Annotated in this window: 15 protein-coding genes; 4 read left to right on the forward strand and 11 right to left on the reverse strand. The window is 75.3% G+C overall.

What is annotated here, in order from left to right:
• Positions 1–11: 11 nt before the first annotated feature.
• The 6 genes from AC07VC_RS13995 to AC07VC_RS14020 all read right to left on the reverse strand — a co-directional run bounded on the left by AC07VC_RS13995 (position 12) and on the right by AC07VC_RS14020 (position 7,444).
• On the reverse strand, positions 12–857 hold the full coding sequence (locus AC07VC_RS13995) for a transglutaminase family protein (RefSeq protein WP_494675023.1): 846 nt from the start codon (positions 855–857) through the stop codon (positions 12–14).
• On the reverse strand, positions 854–1,783 hold the full coding sequence (locus AC07VC_RS14000) for an alpha-E domain-containing protein (protein ID WP_494676544.1): 930 nt from the start codon (positions 1,781–1,783) through the stop codon (positions 854–856). Before AC07VC_RS14000 ends, AC07VC_RS13995 begins: the two co-directional genes overlap by 4 nt.
• Positions 1,784–1,788: 5 nt before the next feature.
• On the reverse strand, positions 1,789–3,522 hold the full coding sequence (locus tag AC07VC_RS14005) for a circularly permuted type 2 ATP-grasp protein (protein ID WP_494675022.1): 1,734 nt from the start codon (positions 3,520–3,522) through the stop codon (positions 1,789–1,791).
• A 68-nt stretch (positions 3,523–3,590) separates the two neighbouring features.
• A complete protein-coding gene (locus tag AC07VC_RS14010) occupies positions 3,591–3,764 on the reverse strand; it encodes a hypothetical protein (RefSeq protein WP_012297729.1) in 174 nt (57 codons plus the stop codon).
• Positions 3,765–3,860: 96 nt separating this feature from the next.
• Positions 3,861–5,186 carry a nucleotide disphospho-sugar-binding domain-containing protein gene (locus tag AC07VC_RS14015; RefSeq protein WP_494675021.1) on the reverse strand — a complete coding sequence of 442 codons (1,326 nt, stop codon included), beginning with the start codon at positions 5,184–5,186 and terminating at the stop codon, positions 3,861–3,863.
• Positions 5,183–7,444, reverse strand: a complete 2,262-nt coding sequence (locus tag AC07VC_RS14020) for a glycosyltransferase (protein ID WP_494675020.1) — start codon at positions 7,442–7,444, stop codon at positions 5,183–5,185. The genes AC07VC_RS14015 and AC07VC_RS14020 overlap by 4 nt, the downstream gene beginning before the upstream one ends.
• Positions 7,445–7,624: 180 nt before the next feature.
• Here AC07VC_RS14020 and AC07VC_RS14025 point away from each other — a divergent pair, with 180 nt between their 5' ends.
• Positions 7,625–8,719 carry a Gfo/Idh/MocA family protein gene (locus AC07VC_RS14025; protein ID WP_317230749.1) on the forward strand — a complete coding sequence of 365 codons (1,095 nt, stop codon included), beginning with the start codon at positions 7,625–7,627 and terminating at the stop codon, positions 8,717–8,719.
• Positions 8,720–8,794: 75 nt separating this feature from the next.
• Entirely contained in the window at positions 8,795–9,589 is a 795-nt protein-coding gene (locus tag AC07VC_RS14030) for an SDR family NAD(P)-dependent oxidoreductase (RefSeq protein WP_494675019.1), read from the forward strand.
• Between the two features lie 29 nt (positions 9,590–9,618).
• Here the strand turns inward: AC07VC_RS14030 and AC07VC_RS14035 are convergent, their stop codons facing one another.
• The 3 genes from AC07VC_RS14035 to AC07VC_RS14045 form a co-directional block, all read right to left on the reverse strand.
• Positions 9,619–10,878: a kynureninase gene (locus AC07VC_RS14035; RefSeq protein WP_494675018.1), complete on the reverse strand. Its 1,260-nt coding sequence runs from the start codon at positions 10,876–10,878 to the stop codon at positions 9,619–9,621.
• 102 nt (positions 10,879–10,980) lie between these two features.
• Complete coding sequence (locus tag AC07VC_RS14040; protein WP_494675017.1) at positions 10,981–11,394, reverse strand: DUF1801 domain-containing protein; 414 nt, start codon at positions 11,392–11,394, stop codon at positions 10,981–10,983.
• 11 nt (positions 11,395–11,405) lie between these two features.
• Positions 11,406–12,707, reverse strand: coding sequence for a DUF4190 domain-containing protein (locus tag AC07VC_RS14045; protein WP_494675016.1), 1,302 nt, complete (start codon positions 12,705–12,707; stop codon positions 11,406–11,408).
• Positions 12,708–12,844: 137 nt separating this feature from the next.
• On the opposite strand from AC07VC_RS14045, the gene AC07VC_RS14050 reads away from it, so the two are divergent.
• Positions 12,845–13,849, forward strand: coding sequence for a DNA-methyltransferase (locus AC07VC_RS14050; protein ID WP_494675015.1), 1,005 nt, complete (start codon positions 12,845–12,847; stop codon positions 13,847–13,849).
• A 35-nt stretch (positions 13,850–13,884) separates the two neighbouring features.
• Here the strand turns inward: AC07VC_RS14050 and AC07VC_RS14055 are convergent, their stop codons facing one another.
• Together AC07VC_RS14055 and AC07VC_RS14060 are read right to left on the reverse strand one after the other, a co-directional pair.
• A complete protein-coding gene (locus tag AC07VC_RS14055; protein ID WP_494675014.1) occupies positions 13,885–16,059 on the reverse strand; it encodes a RecQ family ATP-dependent DNA helicase in 2,175 nt (724 codons plus the stop codon).
• A gap of 111 nt (positions 16,060–16,170) precedes the next feature.
• Entirely contained in the window at positions 16,171–16,590 is a 420-nt protein-coding gene (locus AC07VC_RS14060; protein ID WP_494675013.1) for a PLDc N-terminal domain-containing protein, read from the reverse strand.
• A gap of 184 nt (positions 16,591–16,774) precedes the next feature.
• Here AC07VC_RS14060 and AC07VC_RS14065 point away from each other — a divergent pair, with 184 nt between their 5' ends.
• Entirely contained in the window at positions 16,775–16,945 is a 171-nt protein-coding gene (locus tag AC07VC_RS14065) for a CsbD family protein (protein ID WP_317230534.1), read from the forward strand.
• The last annotated feature ends 48 nt before the right edge of the window (positions 16,946–16,993 follow it).

Genomic DNA, 16,993 nt, shown 5'->3' on the forward strand with positions numbered 1-16,993 from the left:
CCCACCGCGGATCAGGACTCCCGCGTGATCTCCACCCGCACGAACAGCTTCGACCGGAACGGCCCCGCGTAGATGCCGCGCAGCGGCGCCACGTCGCGGTAGTCGCGGCCCCGGCCGACGAGCACGTGCCGGTCGCCGATGTCGATGAGGTTCGTGGGATCCCAGCCGCGCCACTCGCCGCAGTACCACTCGACCCACGCGTGCGACTCGCCCGTCACGGTCTCGCCGACGGCCGCGTTCGGCCTCGGGTGCAGGTAGCCGCTGACGTAGCGCGCCGGGATGCCGACGTGCCGCAGCGCCCCGATGACGATGTGGGTGATGTCCTGGCAGACGCCGCGGCCCTGCTCCCACGCCTCGCGGGCGGTGGACTGGACGCTAGTGACGCCCGCCATGTACTCGACCCCTTCCCCGATCGCCCGGGCGATGGCGGCCGCCGCCTCGCAGGGCGTGCCCGCCCCGCCCGCGATCTCCTCGGCGAGCGCCCGGACCTCCTCGTGCGGCTCCGTGCGGAGGGTCTGCGCGACCTGCTCCACGTGCTCGGTGGCGCGCTCCACCTCCACCGCGAGGTCGTCCCAGCCGAGCTGGTGCGGCTCGTGCGTCCGCGGGCGCACCTCGACGAGGCTCGTGGCCGTGAGCTCCAGCGAGCGGTGGGGGCTCAGGATCTCGAACGAGGAGACGCGGGTGCCGAAGTAGTCGACGTAGGTGTGGTGCCCGGGCTTCGGCTGGATGTCGAGGTTCGAGAAGAGGACGAACTGGTTCTCGCTCGAGACGGGCAGCATCCGCGCCTCGTTGTACGACGCGGTCACCTCGCCCTCGTAGTGGAAGCCGGTCCGGTGGGTGATGCGCAGGCGGTTCACGAGTTCTCTCCGACCCAGCTGGGTGCCGCGTTGGTGGGGAAGTAGCGCTGGCGGACGGCCTCGGAGGTGGCGCTCGTCGCCTCCTGCACGGCGTCCATGAAGCGCGGCAGGTCGTCGAGGATCTCCCCGATCGGCCGGTACTCCAGGTCGCTGCGGATCTGCCCGAGCAGCCGCTGCGCCTGGTCCGAGACCCCGAGCCGGTCGGTGCGCGGCTCGATGTCGTGGAGGCACTGCTCGGCGCGGCGGATCGAGTGCGTGATGGACCGGGGGAAGAGCCGGTCGAGCAGCAGGAACTCGGCGGCGTTGCGGGCGCTCGGCACGCCGCGGTACGTGCGCAGGTACGCCTCGTACGCGCCGCAGGAGCGGAGGATCGTGGTCCACGAGGGGCCGCTCGCCTCGGTGAGCGCACGCGTGGCGAGCAGGCGCGCGGTCATGTCCGCGCGCTCGATGGAGCGCCCGAGCGTGAAGAACTGCCAGGCCTCGTCGCGGCTCGTGCCGGACTCGACGAGGCCGACCGCGAGGGCCGAGCGCTCCCGGGCCCAGCCGAAGAACTCGTGCACGCGGTCGTTCGCGATCTTCCGCGGCATCCGGGCGCGCGTGGTGTTGAGGCACTCCCACAGCTCGCTCGACACGATCTCGCGGGCGCGCCGCGCGTTCTCGCGCGCGGCGCCGAGCGAGTACGCGATGGACGCCGGCTGGGTGCGGTCGACCGCGAGGAGGGCGAGCACGTCGTCCCGGCCGAGCACGTCGTCGGACGGGACGTCGCTGCCCATGACGCTGAGCAGGGAGCGGCAGGCGGTGTCCTCGTCGATCCACGGGTCCTCGAGGAGGAGCTGGAGGTGGACGTCGAGGATGCGGGCCGTGCCGTCCGACCGCTCGATGTAGCGGCCGATCCAGAACAGCGACTCGGCGATGCGCGACAGCATGGGCATCAGCGGTCCCCCTCGGCGGTGGTGGCGGGCGCGACGGCGCGGGTCGCGGCCGGTCGGGTGGGGGCGGGATCGGCGGTGGGCGCGACGGCGGTCTGCTGCTGCTGCTCGTGCTGGTCGCGGTTCCGTGGCCGGTCGTGCGGCGACTGGTCGGGCGCCTTCTCCCCGGACACGATGATCGGGATCGACGTGGTGACCGCGGCCTGGTCGGCCACGAGGGTCTGCACGCTGCGCTCGCGCGTCGCCGCGGGGAAGCCGCCGTCGCCGACGACCCAGGTGTCCTTCGACCCGCCGCCCTGGCTGCTGTTGACCACCAGCTGGCCCTCCGGGAGCGCGACGCGCGTGAGGCCGCCGGGCAGCACCCAGATGTCGCGGCCGTCGTTGACCGCGAAGGGGCGGAGGTCGGCGTGGCGCGGGCGCATGCCGTCCTCCACGAGGGTGGGGATGGTGCTGAGCTGCACCACCGGCTGCGCGATCCAGCCGCGCGGGTCCTTCAGCAGCCGCGCGCGGAGCTCCGCGAGCTCCCCCGCGGACGCCGCCGGCCCGACGACGAGGCCCTTGCCGCCGGATCCGTCGACGGGCTTCACCACGAGCTCGGGCAGCCGGTCGAGCACCTCCTCGAGCGAGTCGGGCTCCTCGAGGCGCCAGGTGTCGACGTTCGGGATGATCGCGTCCTCGGACAGGTAGTAGCGGATGAGGTCGGGCAGGTACGTGTACACGAGCTTGTCGTCGGCGACGCCGTTGCCGACCGCGTTGGCGATGGTGACGTTGCCGAGGCGCGCGGCCAGCATGAGGCCCGGCGAGCCGAGCATGGAGTCGGCGCGGAACTGCAGCGGATCCAGGAACTCGTCGTCGACGCGGCGGTAGATGACGTCGACGCGCATGGGGCCGCCGGTGGTGCGCATCCAGACGCGCCCGCCGGAGCAGAACAGGTCGCGGCCCTCGACGAGCTCGACGCCCATGAGGCGCGCGAGCAGCGTGTGCTCGAAGTACGCGCTGTTGTAGACGCCGGGCGTGAGGACGACGACGTTCGGGTCCTCGACGCCGTCCGGCGCGCTCGCGCGGAGGGCCTGCAGGAGCTTGTTCGGGTAGTCGCCGACCGGCCGGACCCGCATGGAGACGAACAGCTCCGGGAGGGTCTGCGCCATGACGCGGCGGTTCGAGATGACGTAGCTGACGCCCGAGGGGACGCGCACGTTGTCCTCGAGGACGCGCATCTCGCCGGCCTCGTCGCGCACGAGGTCGATGCCGGAGACCTGGATGCGGACGCCGTTCGCGGGATCGATGCCGGCGGCCTGCCGGTGGAAGTGGCTCGACGAGCTGATGAGGCGCGCCGGGATGACGCCGTCCCGGATGGCGCGCTGCGGCCCGTAGACGTCGGCGAGGAACGCCTCGAGCGCCCGGACGCGCTGCGCGACGCCCTTCTCGAGCCGGCTCCACTCGGCCTGCTCGATGACGCGGGGCACGGCGTCGAGCGGGAACGGCCGCTCCTCGCCCGCGAAGTCGAAGGTGACGCCCTGCGCGAGGTAGCTGGTGGCGAGCGCGTCGGTGCGGTCCTTCAGCTCCTCCTTGGTCATGCGGGAGAGCGCGGCGTGGATCTCGCGGTACGCGGCCCGCGCGACGGCGGGCTCCCCCGCCACCGGCGGATCCCGGAACATCTCGTCGAACGGCATCGCGCCGCCCGACGCCCGACGTGCGGCCGCGAGCGTGCCGTATCCCTCGAACAGATCACCCATGGCCGGAGCCTAACCGGGGCGTGTGTCGCGGGTGTTTCGGGGCGCGGCCGGCGGATGGGAGCGCGGGATCAGGCGTCGGTGCGCTTGAGGATGTGCGCCGGGATGGCGATGGACGCCGAGACGAGCAGGATGCCGGCGAAGAAGCTCAGCAGCTCGAAGCCCTCGATGTAGAACGCGAACGCGAACAGCGCCATGCCGCCCAGGAAGAGGGCGAACGCGATGATGAAAGCGACGATGTTCACGAGGGCACCTGGATCCGTTGGTCGAGACTGGGGGCGACCGCGGGGCCTCGGCGGCCGACGCGATCCACCCGAGTCTACGAGATCCCGGCCCGGGCGTCAGCGCGCAGCCTGCTCCGGGCGGATCCCCCCTGCCAGCGCCTGGTACGCGCGCTGCGGGCCGGGCGAGCGCGTGAGCGACGACGCGACGGCGTCGAGCGCGGCGCGCTGCATCCCGGACGGGGCCAGCAGCCGCTTGGCCGCCTGCCGCAGCTCGGTGACGGTGGCGACGTTCGGGGCGAGGGCGAGGCCGAGCCCCGCGTCCTCGAGGGCGGCGGCGCCCGCGAACTGGTCGGTCGACAGCGGCAGCACGAGCATCGGGACGCCCGCGGTCGCCGCCTCGGTGACGGAGTTGTTGCCGCCGTGCGTGACCGCGAGGTCGGCGTGGCCGAGGAGCGTCACCTGCGGGAGGAACGGGCGCACGAGCCAGCCGGACGGGAGGTCGCCGAGCTCCGCCGGGTCGGTCGACCCGGTCGCGAGCGCCACGCGCACGTCGAGGTCGCGCAGCGCCTCGGCGACGCGGGCCAGCACGTCGCCGCGCACCGAGAGGAAGCTGCCGAGCGACACGTAGACGACGGGGTCGCCGCCGGCGTCGATCCAGTCCTGCACCTCCGCCTCGGGGGCCTCGCGGCGGACCGCCGAGCCGATGAAGGCGTGCGGGGGCAGCAGCTCGGAGCGGTCGGGGTCGTGCAGCTCCTCCGGGTAGTTCAGGAGGAGCACGTCGCCGGCCTCGGCGAACGCGTCGCGGCTCGGGCGCATGGCCGGGGCGAGGACCGCGAGGGCGTCGTTCCACTGCGCGGTGAAGCGGTCGCGGACGCGCACGCACAGGGCGTGCAGCTCGTCGAGGTCCTCCTCCTCCGGCTCGAACGCGGCCGGCCACGCGGGCGGGAAGCCGTAGACCTCGTCGCCCACGGGCAGTGCGCTCGGGTGGCCGAGCACGACGTCCGCGTGCCGGGTGCCCGAGGCGAGGAGCGCGAGGCGGGCGCTGAACGCGAGGTGGTCGACGATCACCTGGTCGGGGCGCACCTCGTCGAGGATCCGCTGGACGGCGCGGGCGGTCTCCACGGGCTCCCACAGCAGGTCGTCGCTGCGCGCCTCGGCCTGGAAGCGCAGCGTCTCCACCATGCCGCGGCGCGTGGCGGCGAAGAAGCCGCGGAGGGCGTCGTCCTCGCCCGTCGGCTGGTCCTCCGCCTTGATGGTGCCGGGGTTGGAGCCGCGGCCGAGGCGCAGGTCGATGCGCTCGAAGCCGGAGGCCTCCACGATGCCGGCGGTGGCGGATCCGGTCGCCACGACCACGCGCTCACCCGCCCGCTGCCAGGCCGACGCGAGCGTGAGGAGCGGGAACAGGTGGGACGCGTAGTCCGGGCTGATGACGAGCAGGGTCATGAGGCGCTGAGCTCCCAGAGGGTTCGGTCGTCGGCTGCGGCGACGTCGCGGTAGACGCGGGACAGGGTGCCCGCCATGGCCTGGATGGTGAAGGTGCGGGCGACCATGTCGCGCGCGCGGTCGGCGGCCGCGGCCGCGCCGGGACCGGCTGCGATGTCGAGGGCGCGGACGACGCCGCGGGCGAGGGCCGCGGGGTCCGCCGTGTCGACGAGGAGCCCGGTCACGCCGTCCTCCACGTACGTCGCCGGTCCCCCGGACGCGGGCGCCACCACGGGCAGGCCCATCGACATCGCCTCCAGGAGCGCGACGCCGAACTCCTCCTTGATGCTCGCGCACGCGTACGCCCCGCCGACGGCCGCGAGGCCGGGGCGCCCGTAGCGGACCGCCGCGAGCCAGCGCGTGACGGTGTCGTTGCCGCGGTGGCCGGCGAGCAGGAGGCCGTGCGGCGCGAGCGAGGCGGCGATCCCGCGCGGGTCGGCGCCCGCGGCACCCGGGTCGGCGCCGGGGACGGCCTCGGCGATGCGCGCCACCTGGTCGCGCTCCTCCGGGCTCGGCGCGTCGAGGTCGCCGCCGACGACGAGCAGGTTCGCGCGGGAGCGGAGCGCGGGATCCGCCGCCCACGCCTGCGCGAGCGAGGCCATGCCCTTGACCCGCGCGAGGCGGCCGACCGAGATGACGAGCGGCAGGCCGCGCCGCTCGGCGGGGAGCGCCGTGAGCAGCTCGTCGAGCTCGACGAAGGCGCGCGCCGGGGCGCCGTCCGCGTCGGCGCCGAGCATCGCGTCGTCGCGGGAGCGCTCGATGGCGGACACGTCGATGCCCTCGGCGACGACGCTGTGGCGTTCCGGGTGGGCGTCCACGTCGATGCCGACGAGGCGGCGCATGTCGCGCCTCAGCTCCGGACGCGGGAAGAGGACGGTGTGCGCGGCGTCCGCGGCCAGGCGCTGCACGAGCCGCACGCGGAACCAGTAGTGCTCGCGCTCGTCGACGCCGCCGAAGCCGTCGCGGGTGAGGGCACCCGAGCGGTCGAGCGCGTCGACCACGCCGTGCGGATCCGGCGCGACCGTGAAGACGACGGGGATGCCCAGCTCGCGCGCGACGGTCGACGCCGCGAGCGTGCCGACGTCGGCCATGCGGAGGTGCACGGCGTCCACGTGGCCGGCCGCGCGCAGCACCCGGCGGATGCCCCGCTCGGCCTCGACGCGGTGCGGCCACGCCTCGGGGAGCGAGCGCGGGCCGCCGAGCATCGGGACGTGCGCGAAGACGTGCCCGCCCGCGCCGGCGTTGACGCGGGCGAGGGAGGCGAGGGTCTGGTCGGGGGTGCCGCGGGACAGCGTGATGACGCGGTCGACGGCGCGGTCCGCAGCACGGGGGTCGAGCGGGTCGGCGTCCGCGGCCGCGGCGTCGGCTCCGGACGGATCCACCAGCGCGTCGCCCAAGCGGACCAGCAGCGTCGCGATGCCGCCGTTGTCGCCCGCGCCGACGTGGGTGAGGCCCGCGTCGATGTCGGCGTGCAGGAAGAGCTGGACGACCGTGAGGCCGGGGCGGGCGGGCGCCTCGACCGGCTCGTCGTGCTGGCGCGCGATGTCGAGCACCGCGAGGCGGGCGACCGCGGCCACGTCGTCGTCGCCGCGGGCGAGGTCGGAGACGATGGCGAGCACGGTGACGCTCGCCGGCCGGTCGCCGAGCGCGGCGACCGCGGCGCACCGGGTGAGCGTGCCCTCCGCGCCGTCCTGCACCACGCGGAGCAGCACGCGCTGGGCGATGCGGCCGGCGACGAGGCCGACCGTCTCCACGAGGCGGGACCGGGCGCCGTCGCCGCGGATCCCGAGCAGCGCGCTCTCGAGTGCGAGGGACACGTGCTCGGGGCTGGAGCCCGCCCACTGCTGCAGCGTGCGCTGGGCGAGCATGCCCGGGAAGCCGCCCTCGACGACCATGGCGACGAGGCCCGCGACCGCGTCGAAGCGCGGGAGGCGGGTGCCGAACGCCCAGGCCGCGTGCTCGCGGATCCACCGGGTGTCGTGGTCGAGGAGCGCCACGAGCGCGAGGTCGGCGGTCTCGTCGAAGACCTGCGCGAGCGCGTGGATGGCGGCGACCGCGGTGAGCTGGTCGGCGGGGTCCTCGGCGGCGCGGGCGAGGAGGCGCACCGCGCGTCCGCCGCCGTCGCGGCTGGCGGCGACGGTGAGCTCGTCGGCCTCCTGCATCACGTCGAGGATGCGCGCGGCCTGCGCGACCTGGTCGAGGCTCGTCTGGATCCCCATGCTCGTGTCCCCTCTCCGGGCCCGCACTACTCCTGCGACGGAGCCGTGAGGCGCCTCACGCGGGAGCGTTCGCATCCGGGACAGCCTCCCGGCCCTCGCGAGTATTCCCCAGTCGTCTGCGAGAACTCCAGGGTGGCGTCGCCCGCGGACACGCCGGGGGCCGCGCGTACGCTGGCGGCCATGCCCCGTCCCGCGCCGCCCGCCCCGCAGATCCGCTTCGGAATCGTGGGGAGCGGCTGGCGCAGCGCCTTCTTCCTGCGCATCGCCCGCGCCCTCCCCGCGCGCTTCGCCGTCACGGGGCTCGTGACGCGGAGCGCCGACACCGGCCGTGCGCTGGAGGCGGAGTGGGGCATCCGCACCTTCCGGACGGTCGCCGAGATGCTCGCCGCCGAGGAGCCGTCGTTCGTCGTCGTGTCGGTTCCGCGCTCGGCCGCGCCGGACGCGATCGCGGACCTCGTCGACCGCGGGGTCGCCGTGCTCACCGAGACCCCGCCCGGCGAGACGGTGGAGGACCTCGAGCGGCTCGACGCGCTCGTGCGGCAGGGCGCCCGGATCGAGGTGGCCGAGCAGTACCCGCTCTCCCCGCTCCTCGCCGCGCAGCTCGCCATCGCCGCGTCCGGGCGCCTCGGCCGGGTGAGCCAGGCGACCGTCGCGCAGTGCCACGACTACCACGGCGTCCGCGTGATGCGGCGGGCGCTCGGCATCGGCTTCGAGGACGCGACCATCACGGCCTCCCGGTTCTCGTCCCCGATCGTCGCCGGGCCCGACCGCGACGGCGACCCCGTGCGCGAGGAGATCGTGACGGCCGAGCAGACCACGGCGCGCTTCGACTTCGGCGACCGCCTCGGCGTCCACGACTTCGGCGACCGGCAGTACTTCTCCTGGATCCGCCGCAACCGGCTCCTCGTCCGCGGCGAGCGCGGCGAGATCGTCGACGAGCACGTGAGCTGGCTCCTCGACGCCACGACGCCGACCTGGGCCGACATCACGCGCGTCGAGACGGGCCAGGGCGGGAACCTCGAGGGGCTCCACCTCCGCGGCCTGCTGCTCGGCAGCGAGTGGGTCTACCGGAACCCCTTCGCGCCCGGACGGCTAGCGGACGACGAGATCGCGATCGCGCAGTGCCTCGTCGACATGCACGCGCACGCCGCCGGCGGGCCCTCCACGAACTCGCTCGCGGAGGCGTCGCAGGACCACCACCTCGCGCTCCTCATGCACGAGGCCGCGGCCACGGGGAAGCCCGTCCGCAGCACGCGGCGCGCCTGGGCGGACTGAGCGGGCGCCGCGCGCGATCCGCCCGGGTCTCCCGTCCGCGTCCGTCCACCCGTCCACCCGCCAGGAAGGCACCGCATGCGCATCGACCTCACCGGATCCACCGCCTTCGTCACGGGCAGCACCCAGGGCATCGGGTACGCCATCGCGGAGGGCCTCGCCGACGCGGGTGCCCGCGTGGTCGTCAACGGCCGCGACGCGGAGGGCACCGACGCCGCCCGCGACCGCCTGCGCGCCGCGCACCCGGACGCGCGCGTGGAGTCGCTCGCCGCCGACGTCGCGACCGAGGACGGGGCCGCCCGCGCCGTGGAGCTGTTCCCGGACGTCGACGTGCTCGTCAACAACCTCGGGATCTTCGGCTCCGCCGACCCGCTCTCCATCACCGACGACGAGTGGCGCCGCTACCTCGAGGTCAACGTGCTCGCGGCCGTGCGCCTCACGCGCGCGTACCTGCCGGGCATGATGGCGCGCGGCTGGGGGCGCGTGCAGTACATCGCGAGCGACTCGGCCGTCGTGACGCCGGCGGAGATGATCCACTACGGCGTCTCCAAGACCGCGCTCCTCGGCGTCTCGCGCGGCTTCGCCAAGGCGGCGGCCGGGACCGGCGTCACGGTCAACTGCGTCATGGCCGGTCCCACGCACACCGGCGGCGTCGAGGAGTTCGCGCGGGAGCTCGTGGGCGACGACCTCCCGTGGGAGGAGGCCCAGCGCGAGTTCATGCGGCGGCACCGGCCGCAGTCGCTCATCCAGCGGCTCATCGAGCCCGAGGAGATCGCCCACATGTGCGTCTACCTCGCGTCGCGGCAGGCGTCGGCGACGACCGGCGGGGCGCTGCGGGTGGACGGCGGGTACGTGGACGCGATCCTGCCGTAGGGGCCCGGGCCCCGGCACCGGCCGGCGCGTCAGGCCGCCAGGTGCCGCCGGATCGCCTCGACGCCCGCCTCCACCTCGCGGAACGAGGTGGTCAGCGGGCTCAGACCGAGGCGGAGGCCCGACGGGGCGCGGAAGTCGGGGATCACGCCCTCCTCCCAGAGCGCGCCCACGATGTCGCGGAAGCGCTCGTGGTCGACGCTCACGTGGCTGCCGCGGCGGTCGTCCGCCCGCGGGCTCGCGACGCGGACGCCGAGCGGCACCAGGTCGCGGTCGACGAGGTCGAGGGCGAACCGGGTGAGCGCGAGCGACTTGGCGCGGATCGCGTCGATGCCCGCCTCCTCGATGAGGGCGATCATGTCCTGCATCGCGAGCATGCCGACGATCGGCGGGGTGCCGCTGAGGAAGCGGCGGATCCCGTCCGCGGGCACGTACTCCGGTCCCATCGCGAAGACGTCCTGCGCGCCCATCCAGCCCTGGATCGGCTGCCGCAGCTCCGCCTGCAGCTCACGCCGCACGTAGCCGTGGGCGGGGGCGCCGGGGCCGCCGTCGAGGTACTTGTAGCTGCAGCCCACGGCGAGGTCGACGCCCCACGCGTCGAGCTCCGTCGGGATCACGCCCACCGAGTGGCAGGTGTCCCAGAGCACGAGGGCTCCCGCGTCGTGCACGACGCGCGTGATCCCCGGCACGTCCGCGAGGAACCCGGAGCGGTAGGCGACCTGGCTGAGCACCACGAGCGCGGTCCGCTCCCCCACCGCCTCGGCCACGAGCGCCGGGGTGACCCCGGAGTCGGGCGCCACGTCGATCCAGCGGATCGTCATGCCGCACTCCTCCGCGACGCCCTCGAGCACGAAGCGGTCGGTGGGGAAGTTGTCGGTGTCGATGACGAGCTCGTCGCGCCCGGGGCGCGCGCGGACGGCGGCGCGCACGAGCTTGTAGAGGATCACCGTGGTCGAGTCGCCGATGAACGTCTGGCCGGCCGCCGCGCCGAGCGCCACGCGGCCGAGGTCGTCGCCGATGCGCGTGGGCATCGCCAGCCAGTCCTCGTCCCAGCCGCGGATGAGGCGGCCGCCCCACTGGTCGCGGACGAAGCCGGCGACCCGGTCGACGGACGCGCGGGTCGGGCGGCCGAGCGAGTTGCCGTCGAGGTACGCGACCACGTTGTCGGACGCCACGAAGAGGTCGCGGAAGCGCGCGAGCGGGTCGCGGGCGTCGAGGTCGGCGGCGGCGGGGATCGCCGGGAGGGCGGGGGCGGGGGCGGATGCGGGCGCGTCGTGCGGGTCGGGTGTCACGGTCGCAGCCTACGGTCCGGCACGGCAGGACGGCGGGACGGCGGGGCGGGGCCGACCCGCGGCGGCCGCTGGGCGATCGGGCCCGCGGCGAGGGACCCGCGGTCAGCCCGCCGGCGGCGCGACCTGCGCCGCCCACTCCCGCACGACGGCCTCGAGGGCGGGACGGGCGGCGCGCACCGCGTCCGCGCTGGGGAAGGCCGCGATCGACCGGTCGGGCGCGGCGGCGCGCAGGAGCCCCGCGGGATCCGCGACCCGGATGGCGCCCAGGTCCGACCTCGGCCGGCCGCCCGCGTGCAGGATCAGCAGCACCTCGTCGGGCCTGCGGAGCGCGAGCGTGGCGAAGTGGTCGTCGAGCGCCCAGCTGGGGGCGTTCCACTTCCACGACTCCACGGCGTCGGGTCGCGCCGCCGCCACCGCCGACCGGAGCTCGGCGACCGCCTCCGCGAGCGGGTGCGCGAGCGCGGTCAGCCGGGCCTCCACGTCGCGTCGCGACGCCTCCGGATCCGTCCGCGCCATGCGCCCGCGCCCTAGCCGACCCGGAAGTAGTAGGCGTCGGACAGCGTGCCCGGCGCGGTCGCCCACAGGCCGTCCGCGGCGCCGTCGATGGGGATCTCGACGACGACGTTGCCGGTCGCCGTGCCGAGCGGATCCAGCAGCTCCTCGTTGTCGGTGAACGCCGGCGCCGGGGCGAGCACGAAGCTGTCGGCGGCCGAGTACTGCGATCCGTCGGCGGCGAGGAAGCCCACCGCCAGCTCCGACAGCGGGTCGCCCACGGTGGCGCCGAGGTAGGTGGCCGTGACCGGCACGACCGCGTACTGCATGCCCTCCGCGGGGGCCTCGTTGGTCGGATCCGCCGCGAGCACCGCCGCCGTCGCGTCGAGGACCGGGGTGCCGAGCATGACCTGCCACTCCGGTCCGTCGAGGCCCTCGCCCGTGACGGGGGTGCCGATGGGCAGCGGGTCGTCGGGGCTGGTGCCCGGCAGCGCGGCGTCCTCGCCGGTGCCGGCGTCCTCGTCCTCGCCGGGGATCGGCTCGGGGCTCGCGTAGCCGCCGTCGGCGCCCGAGGACTCCACCGCCTCGGTCACCGACGACACGAACGCGAACGTGTAGACGATCGCCAGGACGATGCTGAGGACGAAGCCCACGCCGCCGAGCACGATGCCGCCCACCGCGAGCGGCTTGCCGTCCATCCGGCGCACGAGCGACACGATCCCCAGCACGACCGCGACGACGGCCGGCACGAACACGACGTAGTTGAGGAACGGGATGAAGGCGCCGAGGAACGCCGCGATGCCGACGACGAGCGCCGCGATGGCGAGGCCCTTGCCGCCGCGGGGGCGCGGCGGCGCGCCGGTGACGTAGGGCGGGGCGGCGCCGTAGGGCGGGGCGCCGACGGGCGGGGCTGAGCCCGCGGGGTCGGATGCGCCCGGCTGCGGGCCGCTGGGCGGGGCCGGGTAGGCGGCGCCGGGCGGCGGGTATCCGGCACCGGGCGCGGCGTGGCCCGCGGCGCCGGAGGCGTCCTCGCCGGACGGGCCGGTCGCGCTGTACCCGGCGGGCGGACGCGGCGGCGGCGGATCCCCGGCGGTCGAGCCCGAGGCCCCCGAGCCCGGCGGCGGACCGGATGCAGGTGACACGGGTGGCGCAGGCGGCGCGGAGGGCGGCGTCGCGTCCACGGCCCCGGGTGCGGATCCGGCCGCGCCTGCGTCGGCGGGGCCGTAGGGGCTCGTCGACCCCGCCGGTGCGTCCACGGGGTCCGGCGCGATCCCGTCGGCCTGCGGATCGTGGGGGTGGGGTCCGGCGTCCCGCTCGGGGTCGCGCTCATCGCTCATGAGTCGTTCCTAGTGGAGGGGACCGCCGCCCGGGCGCGGATGCGGTCGAAGCGCCCCGAAAGGGGGGCCGCATGCGCGCGGCGGCGCCGTCCGGGGCGGGCGCGGCACCCGCCGGACGGTCCGTTAACCTCGGGGGCGTGCCCCAGCCCGCGTGGACCCCCGACGGCCCCGACCTCGTGATCCACGGCGAGAACCTCGAGGCCGTCCGCGCCCTCCCCGACGGCGCCTTCCAGCTCATCTACCTCGACCCGCCCTTCAACACGGGCCGCACCCAGGAGCGCCAGAACCTCACGGTGACGCGCAGCCCGGAGGCGGATCCCGACGCGGCCGCCGCGGACCCCGCCGACGCCGCGGCCGTCGCCGGGGCCGCGGAGGACACCGCCCCCGCCCTCGCGCCCGCGAGCACCGCGACGCCCGAGCCCGCCCGGCCGCCCGGAGCCCGCGTCGGGTTCCAGGGCCGCAGCTACGACTCCGTGAAGGGGCTCCTCTACGGCTTCGACGACTCGTTCGCCGACTACTGGGAGTTCCTCGAGCCCCGGCTCATCGAGGCCTGGCGGCTGCTGGATCCCACCGGCACGCTGTACCTGCACCTCGACTACCGGGAGGTGCACTACGCGAAGGTCGTGCTCGACGCCCTGTTCGGGCGGCGCTCGTTCCTCAACGAGATCGTGTGGGCCTACGACTACGGGGCGAAGTCGCGGCGCCGCTGGCCCGCGAAGCACGACACGATCCTCGTCTACGTGAAGGACCCGCTCCGCTACCGCTTCGACTCGGCGGAGGTCGACCGCGAGCCCTACATGGCACCCGGGCTCGTGACCCCGGAGAAGCGCGAGCGCGGCAAGCTGCCCACGGACGTCTGGTGGCACACGATCGTGTCGCCGACCGGCCGCGAGAAGACCGGGTACGCGACCCAGAAGCCGCTCGGCGTGCTGCGCCGCATCGTGCAGGCCTCGAGCCGGCCGGGCGACTGGGTGCTCGACTTCTTCGCCGGATCCGGCACCACGGGCGCCGCCGCCCGCGAGCTCGGCCGCCGCTTCGTGCTGGTGGACGAGAACCCGCAGGCCCTCGAGGTGATGCGCGAACGGCTGCACGGCGGCGGCACGGTCTTCGTGACGCCCGAGGGCGTCGGCGACCGCTCCTGACGCCGGGCCGCGGCCGCGGCGCCCGTGCCGCCCGGCTACCCCTGCTGCGCCAGGGCGAAGGGCAGCACGCGCGTGGCACCCGCCTTCCGGAGCAGGCGCCCGGCGACCGTGAGCGTCCACCGCGTGTCGACCAGGTCGTCCACGAGGAGCACGGGCCGGGGATCGGCCGCGAGGTCGTCGGCCAGGTGCGCGGGCACCTGGAACCGGGGGTGCACGCGCCCGAGCCGGTAGACGCTGTTGCCGCGGGCCGCGCCGGGGGCACCGGGGTCGACGAGGTCGAGCGCGCCGAGGAACGGCAGCCGCCCGACCTCGGCGATGCGCTGGGCGAGGCTCCCGACGAGCTGCGGCCGTCCGGCGGAGGGCACGTGCACGACGGCCCGGGGCCGCTCCGCCCAGCCCCACTCCGCGAGCACGCGCACGCAGGCCGCGACGAGAGCGTCGTCGACGGGGGCGTCCTCCGCGCCGGAGGCGAAGACCGTGCGGAGGCGCCCGCCCCAGCCGAGGTCGGTGAGGCGCGCGAGGGCGCGGCCCTCGTCCACCTGCTCGCCGGCCGCGATGGCGCCGCTGAGGGGCACCCCCACGCTGGACGCGCCCGCGGGCCAGCGCAGCCGCGGCTCGATCGGCAGGCCCACCTTGTCGAGCGCCTGCGACGCGGTCGCCGACGCCTGCTGGTCCAGCGACGACGGGTACCACGCTCCCGCGCACCGGTCGCAGCGCCCGCACGGGGCGGCCGTGTCGTCGTCGAGCTGGCGCTGCAGGAACTCCATGCGGCAGCCGAGGGTGGTCTCGTAGTCGAGCATCGCCTGCTGCTCGCGGACGCGCGCCGCCGCGACCTGCTCGTACCGGGCCCGGTCGTAGACCCACGGGACGCCCGTGGCCGACCAGCCCGACGTGTCGCGGCGCACGGCCCCGTCGACGTCGAGCACCTTCAGCAGCAGGTCGAGCCGGCTGCGGGAGAGGCTGACCCGCGACTCGAGCGCGGGCACCGACAGCGGCCGGTCGCTCTCGCCGAGCGCCTGGATGACGGCGGCGGCCTGCTGCTCGTCGGGCATGGAGGCGGTGGCGAAGTACTGCCAGATGTCCGGATCCTCGCGGCCCGGCAGCAGCAGCACGTCGGCGTCGGCGGACCCGCGCCCCGCGCGCCCGACCTGCTGGTAGTAGGACACGGGCGACGACGGCGCGCCGAGGTGCACCACGAACCCGAGGTCGGGCTTGTCGAAGCCCATGCCGAGCGCGCTCGTGGCGACGAGCGCCTTCACCTCGTTGCGCTGCAGCTCCCCCTCCGCCTGCTCGCGATCGGCCGGGTCGTCGCGGCCCGTGTAGGCCTTGACCGCATGGCCGGCGTCGCGCAGGAGCCGCGCGGTGTCCTGCGCGGCGGACACCGTGAGCGCGTAGACGATGCCGCTGCCGGGCAGCTCGTCGAGGTGGCTGAGGAGCCACCCGAGGCGGTCCCTGCTGCTCTCGAGCCGGAGCACGCCGAGCCGCAGCGACCGGCGGGCCAGCGGCCCGCGGATGGTGACCACCGGCACGCGCTCGGTCTCCACGGCGCCGCCTCCCGTGGATCCGACGCTCAGCTGCTCCTCGACGTCGGCGACGACGCGCGAGTTCGCGGTGGCCGTGGTGGCGAGGACGGGCACGCGCTCGTCGACCGAGGAGATGAGGTCGCGGAGGCGGCGGTAGTCGGGCCGGAAGTCGTGCCCCCAGTCGGAGATGCAGTGCGCCTCGTCGACCACGAGGAGCCCGAGGCGGGCCCGCAGCGCGGGCAGCTGCTCGTCGCGGAAGCGCGGGTTGTTGAGGCGCTCCGGCGAGACGAGGAGGAGGTCGACCTCGTCGGCCTCGAGCGCCCGGAGCAGGTCGTCCCACTCGTGCGCGTTGCTGGAGTTCATGGCGACGGCGCGGACCCCCGCCCGTCGGGCGGCGGCGACCTGGTCGCGCATGAGCGCGAGGAGCGGCGACACCAGCAGCGTGGGCCCGAGGCCCTGCTGCCGGAGGAGCAGGGTCGCGACGAAGTAGACCGCGGACTTCCCCCACCCCGTGCGCTGCACGACGAGGGCGCGGGACCGGTCCTGGACGAGCGCCTCGATGGCCTCGAACTGCCCGTCGTGGAAGTCGGCTCCCGCGACGCCGACCAGCCGGGAGAGGTGCTCGCGGGCGGCGGACCGGAGGTCGGAGGTCGCGACGGCGGACGGCGGGGAGACGGTGTCGGGCATGGGGCCATGCTCCCATCCGCCCCCGACCTCGCCGCCCGTCGGTCGACCCCGCGGGGCGGTCGGACGGGTCCGGGACATGGGGAGGGACGCGTGCCCCTCCGGCGAGGACGCCTAGGCCTCGGGCGTCCCGCCGGGCCCCAGGGCGCGCCGCTCCCGCGCGGGACCCGCGGCGCGCGCGGCCTGCACCGCCTGCTCCGCCCGGAGCTGCCGCATGCGCGCGAGCTCCGCGTGGCGGCGCTCCTCCTCCTCGATGTCGGCGAGCTGCTGCTCCGTGCTCCGGATCCGCCGGTCGACCGCCACCGCGGCACGCTCGTAGGCGGCGCTCCGGTCCGGCGGGCCCACCGGCTCGCGGCGGGCGTCCCAGTCGTGGCCGACGCAGAACCACACGATGCTCCCGACGAGCGGCAGGAGGACGATCAGCAGGATCCAGACGAGCTTGGGCAGGTGCTTCACCCGGTGGTCCGGCCGCGTGACGAGGTCGACGAGCGCGCACGCCGCCACGAGGAGGGGGAGGAGACCGAGGAGGACCACGGTCCCGGAGCCTAGGGGCGGCACGGGTCCCGGCGGAAGGCCCGGGCGCGAACCCGCGCAGGACACCGCGCGGGGGGCCATTCGCTCAGCGGACACGCACCCCGCATCTGTCAGGCATCCAGGAGCCACCGGTCCTACAGTCCATTCGAAGGCCGCACCCGGTGGCCTCAGTGAGGAGGAGATCATGGGTCTCGACGACAAGATCAAGAACGCTGCTCAGGACATCGCGGGCAAGGCCAAGGAGGCGCTCGGCGACCACAAGGGCGACGAGAACCTCAAGGCCGAGGGCCAGAAGGACCAGGCCGCCGCGTCCGCCAAGAAGGCCGGCGAGAACGTCAAGGACGTCTTCAAGTAGACCAGCAGCACCAGGAGAGGGGGGGGGGGGGGGGGGGGGGGGGGGGGG

This window comes from Clavibacter sp. GW821-FHT01D01, assembly GCF_059422605.1.

Excerpts from the sequence above, each read along its gene's own strand:
- AC07VC_RS14000 (WP_494676544.1), bottom strand. The coding sequence starts at position 1,783 with ATGCTGTCGCGCATCGCCGAGTCGCTGTTCTGGATCGGCCGCTACATC.
- AC07VC_RS14005 (WP_494675022.1), bottom strand. The coding sequence starts at position 3,522 with ATGGGTGATCTGTTCGAGGGATACGGCACGCTCGCGGCCGCACGTCGG.
- AC07VC_RS14015 (WP_494675021.1), bottom strand. The coding sequence starts at position 5,186 with ATGACCCTGCTCGTCATCAGCCCGGACTACGCGTCCCACCTGTTCCCG.
- AC07VC_RS14020 (WP_494675020.1), bottom strand. The coding sequence starts at position 7,444 with ATGGGGATCCAGACGAGCCTCGACCAGGTCGCGCAGGCCGCGCGCATC.
- AC07VC_RS14025 (WP_317230749.1), top strand. The coding sequence starts at position 7,625 with ATGCCCCGTCCCGCGCCGCCCGCCCCGCAGATCCGCTTCGGAATCGTG.
- AC07VC_RS14030 (WP_494675019.1), top strand. The coding sequence starts at position 8,795 with ATGCGCATCGACCTCACCGGATCCACCGCCTTCGTCACGGGCAGCACC.
- AC07VC_RS14040 (WP_494675017.1), bottom strand. The coding sequence starts at position 11,394 with ATGGCGCGGACGGATCCGGAGGCGTCGCGACGCGACGTGGAGGCCCGG.
- AC07VC_RS14045 (WP_494675016.1), bottom strand. The coding sequence starts at position 12,707 with ATGAGCGATGAGCGCGACCCCGAGCGGGACGCCGGACCCCACCCCCAC.
- AC07VC_RS14055 (WP_494675014.1), bottom strand. The coding sequence starts at position 16,059 with ATGCCCGACACCGTCTCCCCGCCGTCCGCCGTCGCGACCTCCGACCTC.
- AC07VC_RS14065 (WP_317230534.1), top strand. The coding sequence starts at position 16,775 with ATGGGTCTCGACGACAAGATCAAGAACGCTGCTCAGGACATCGCGGGC.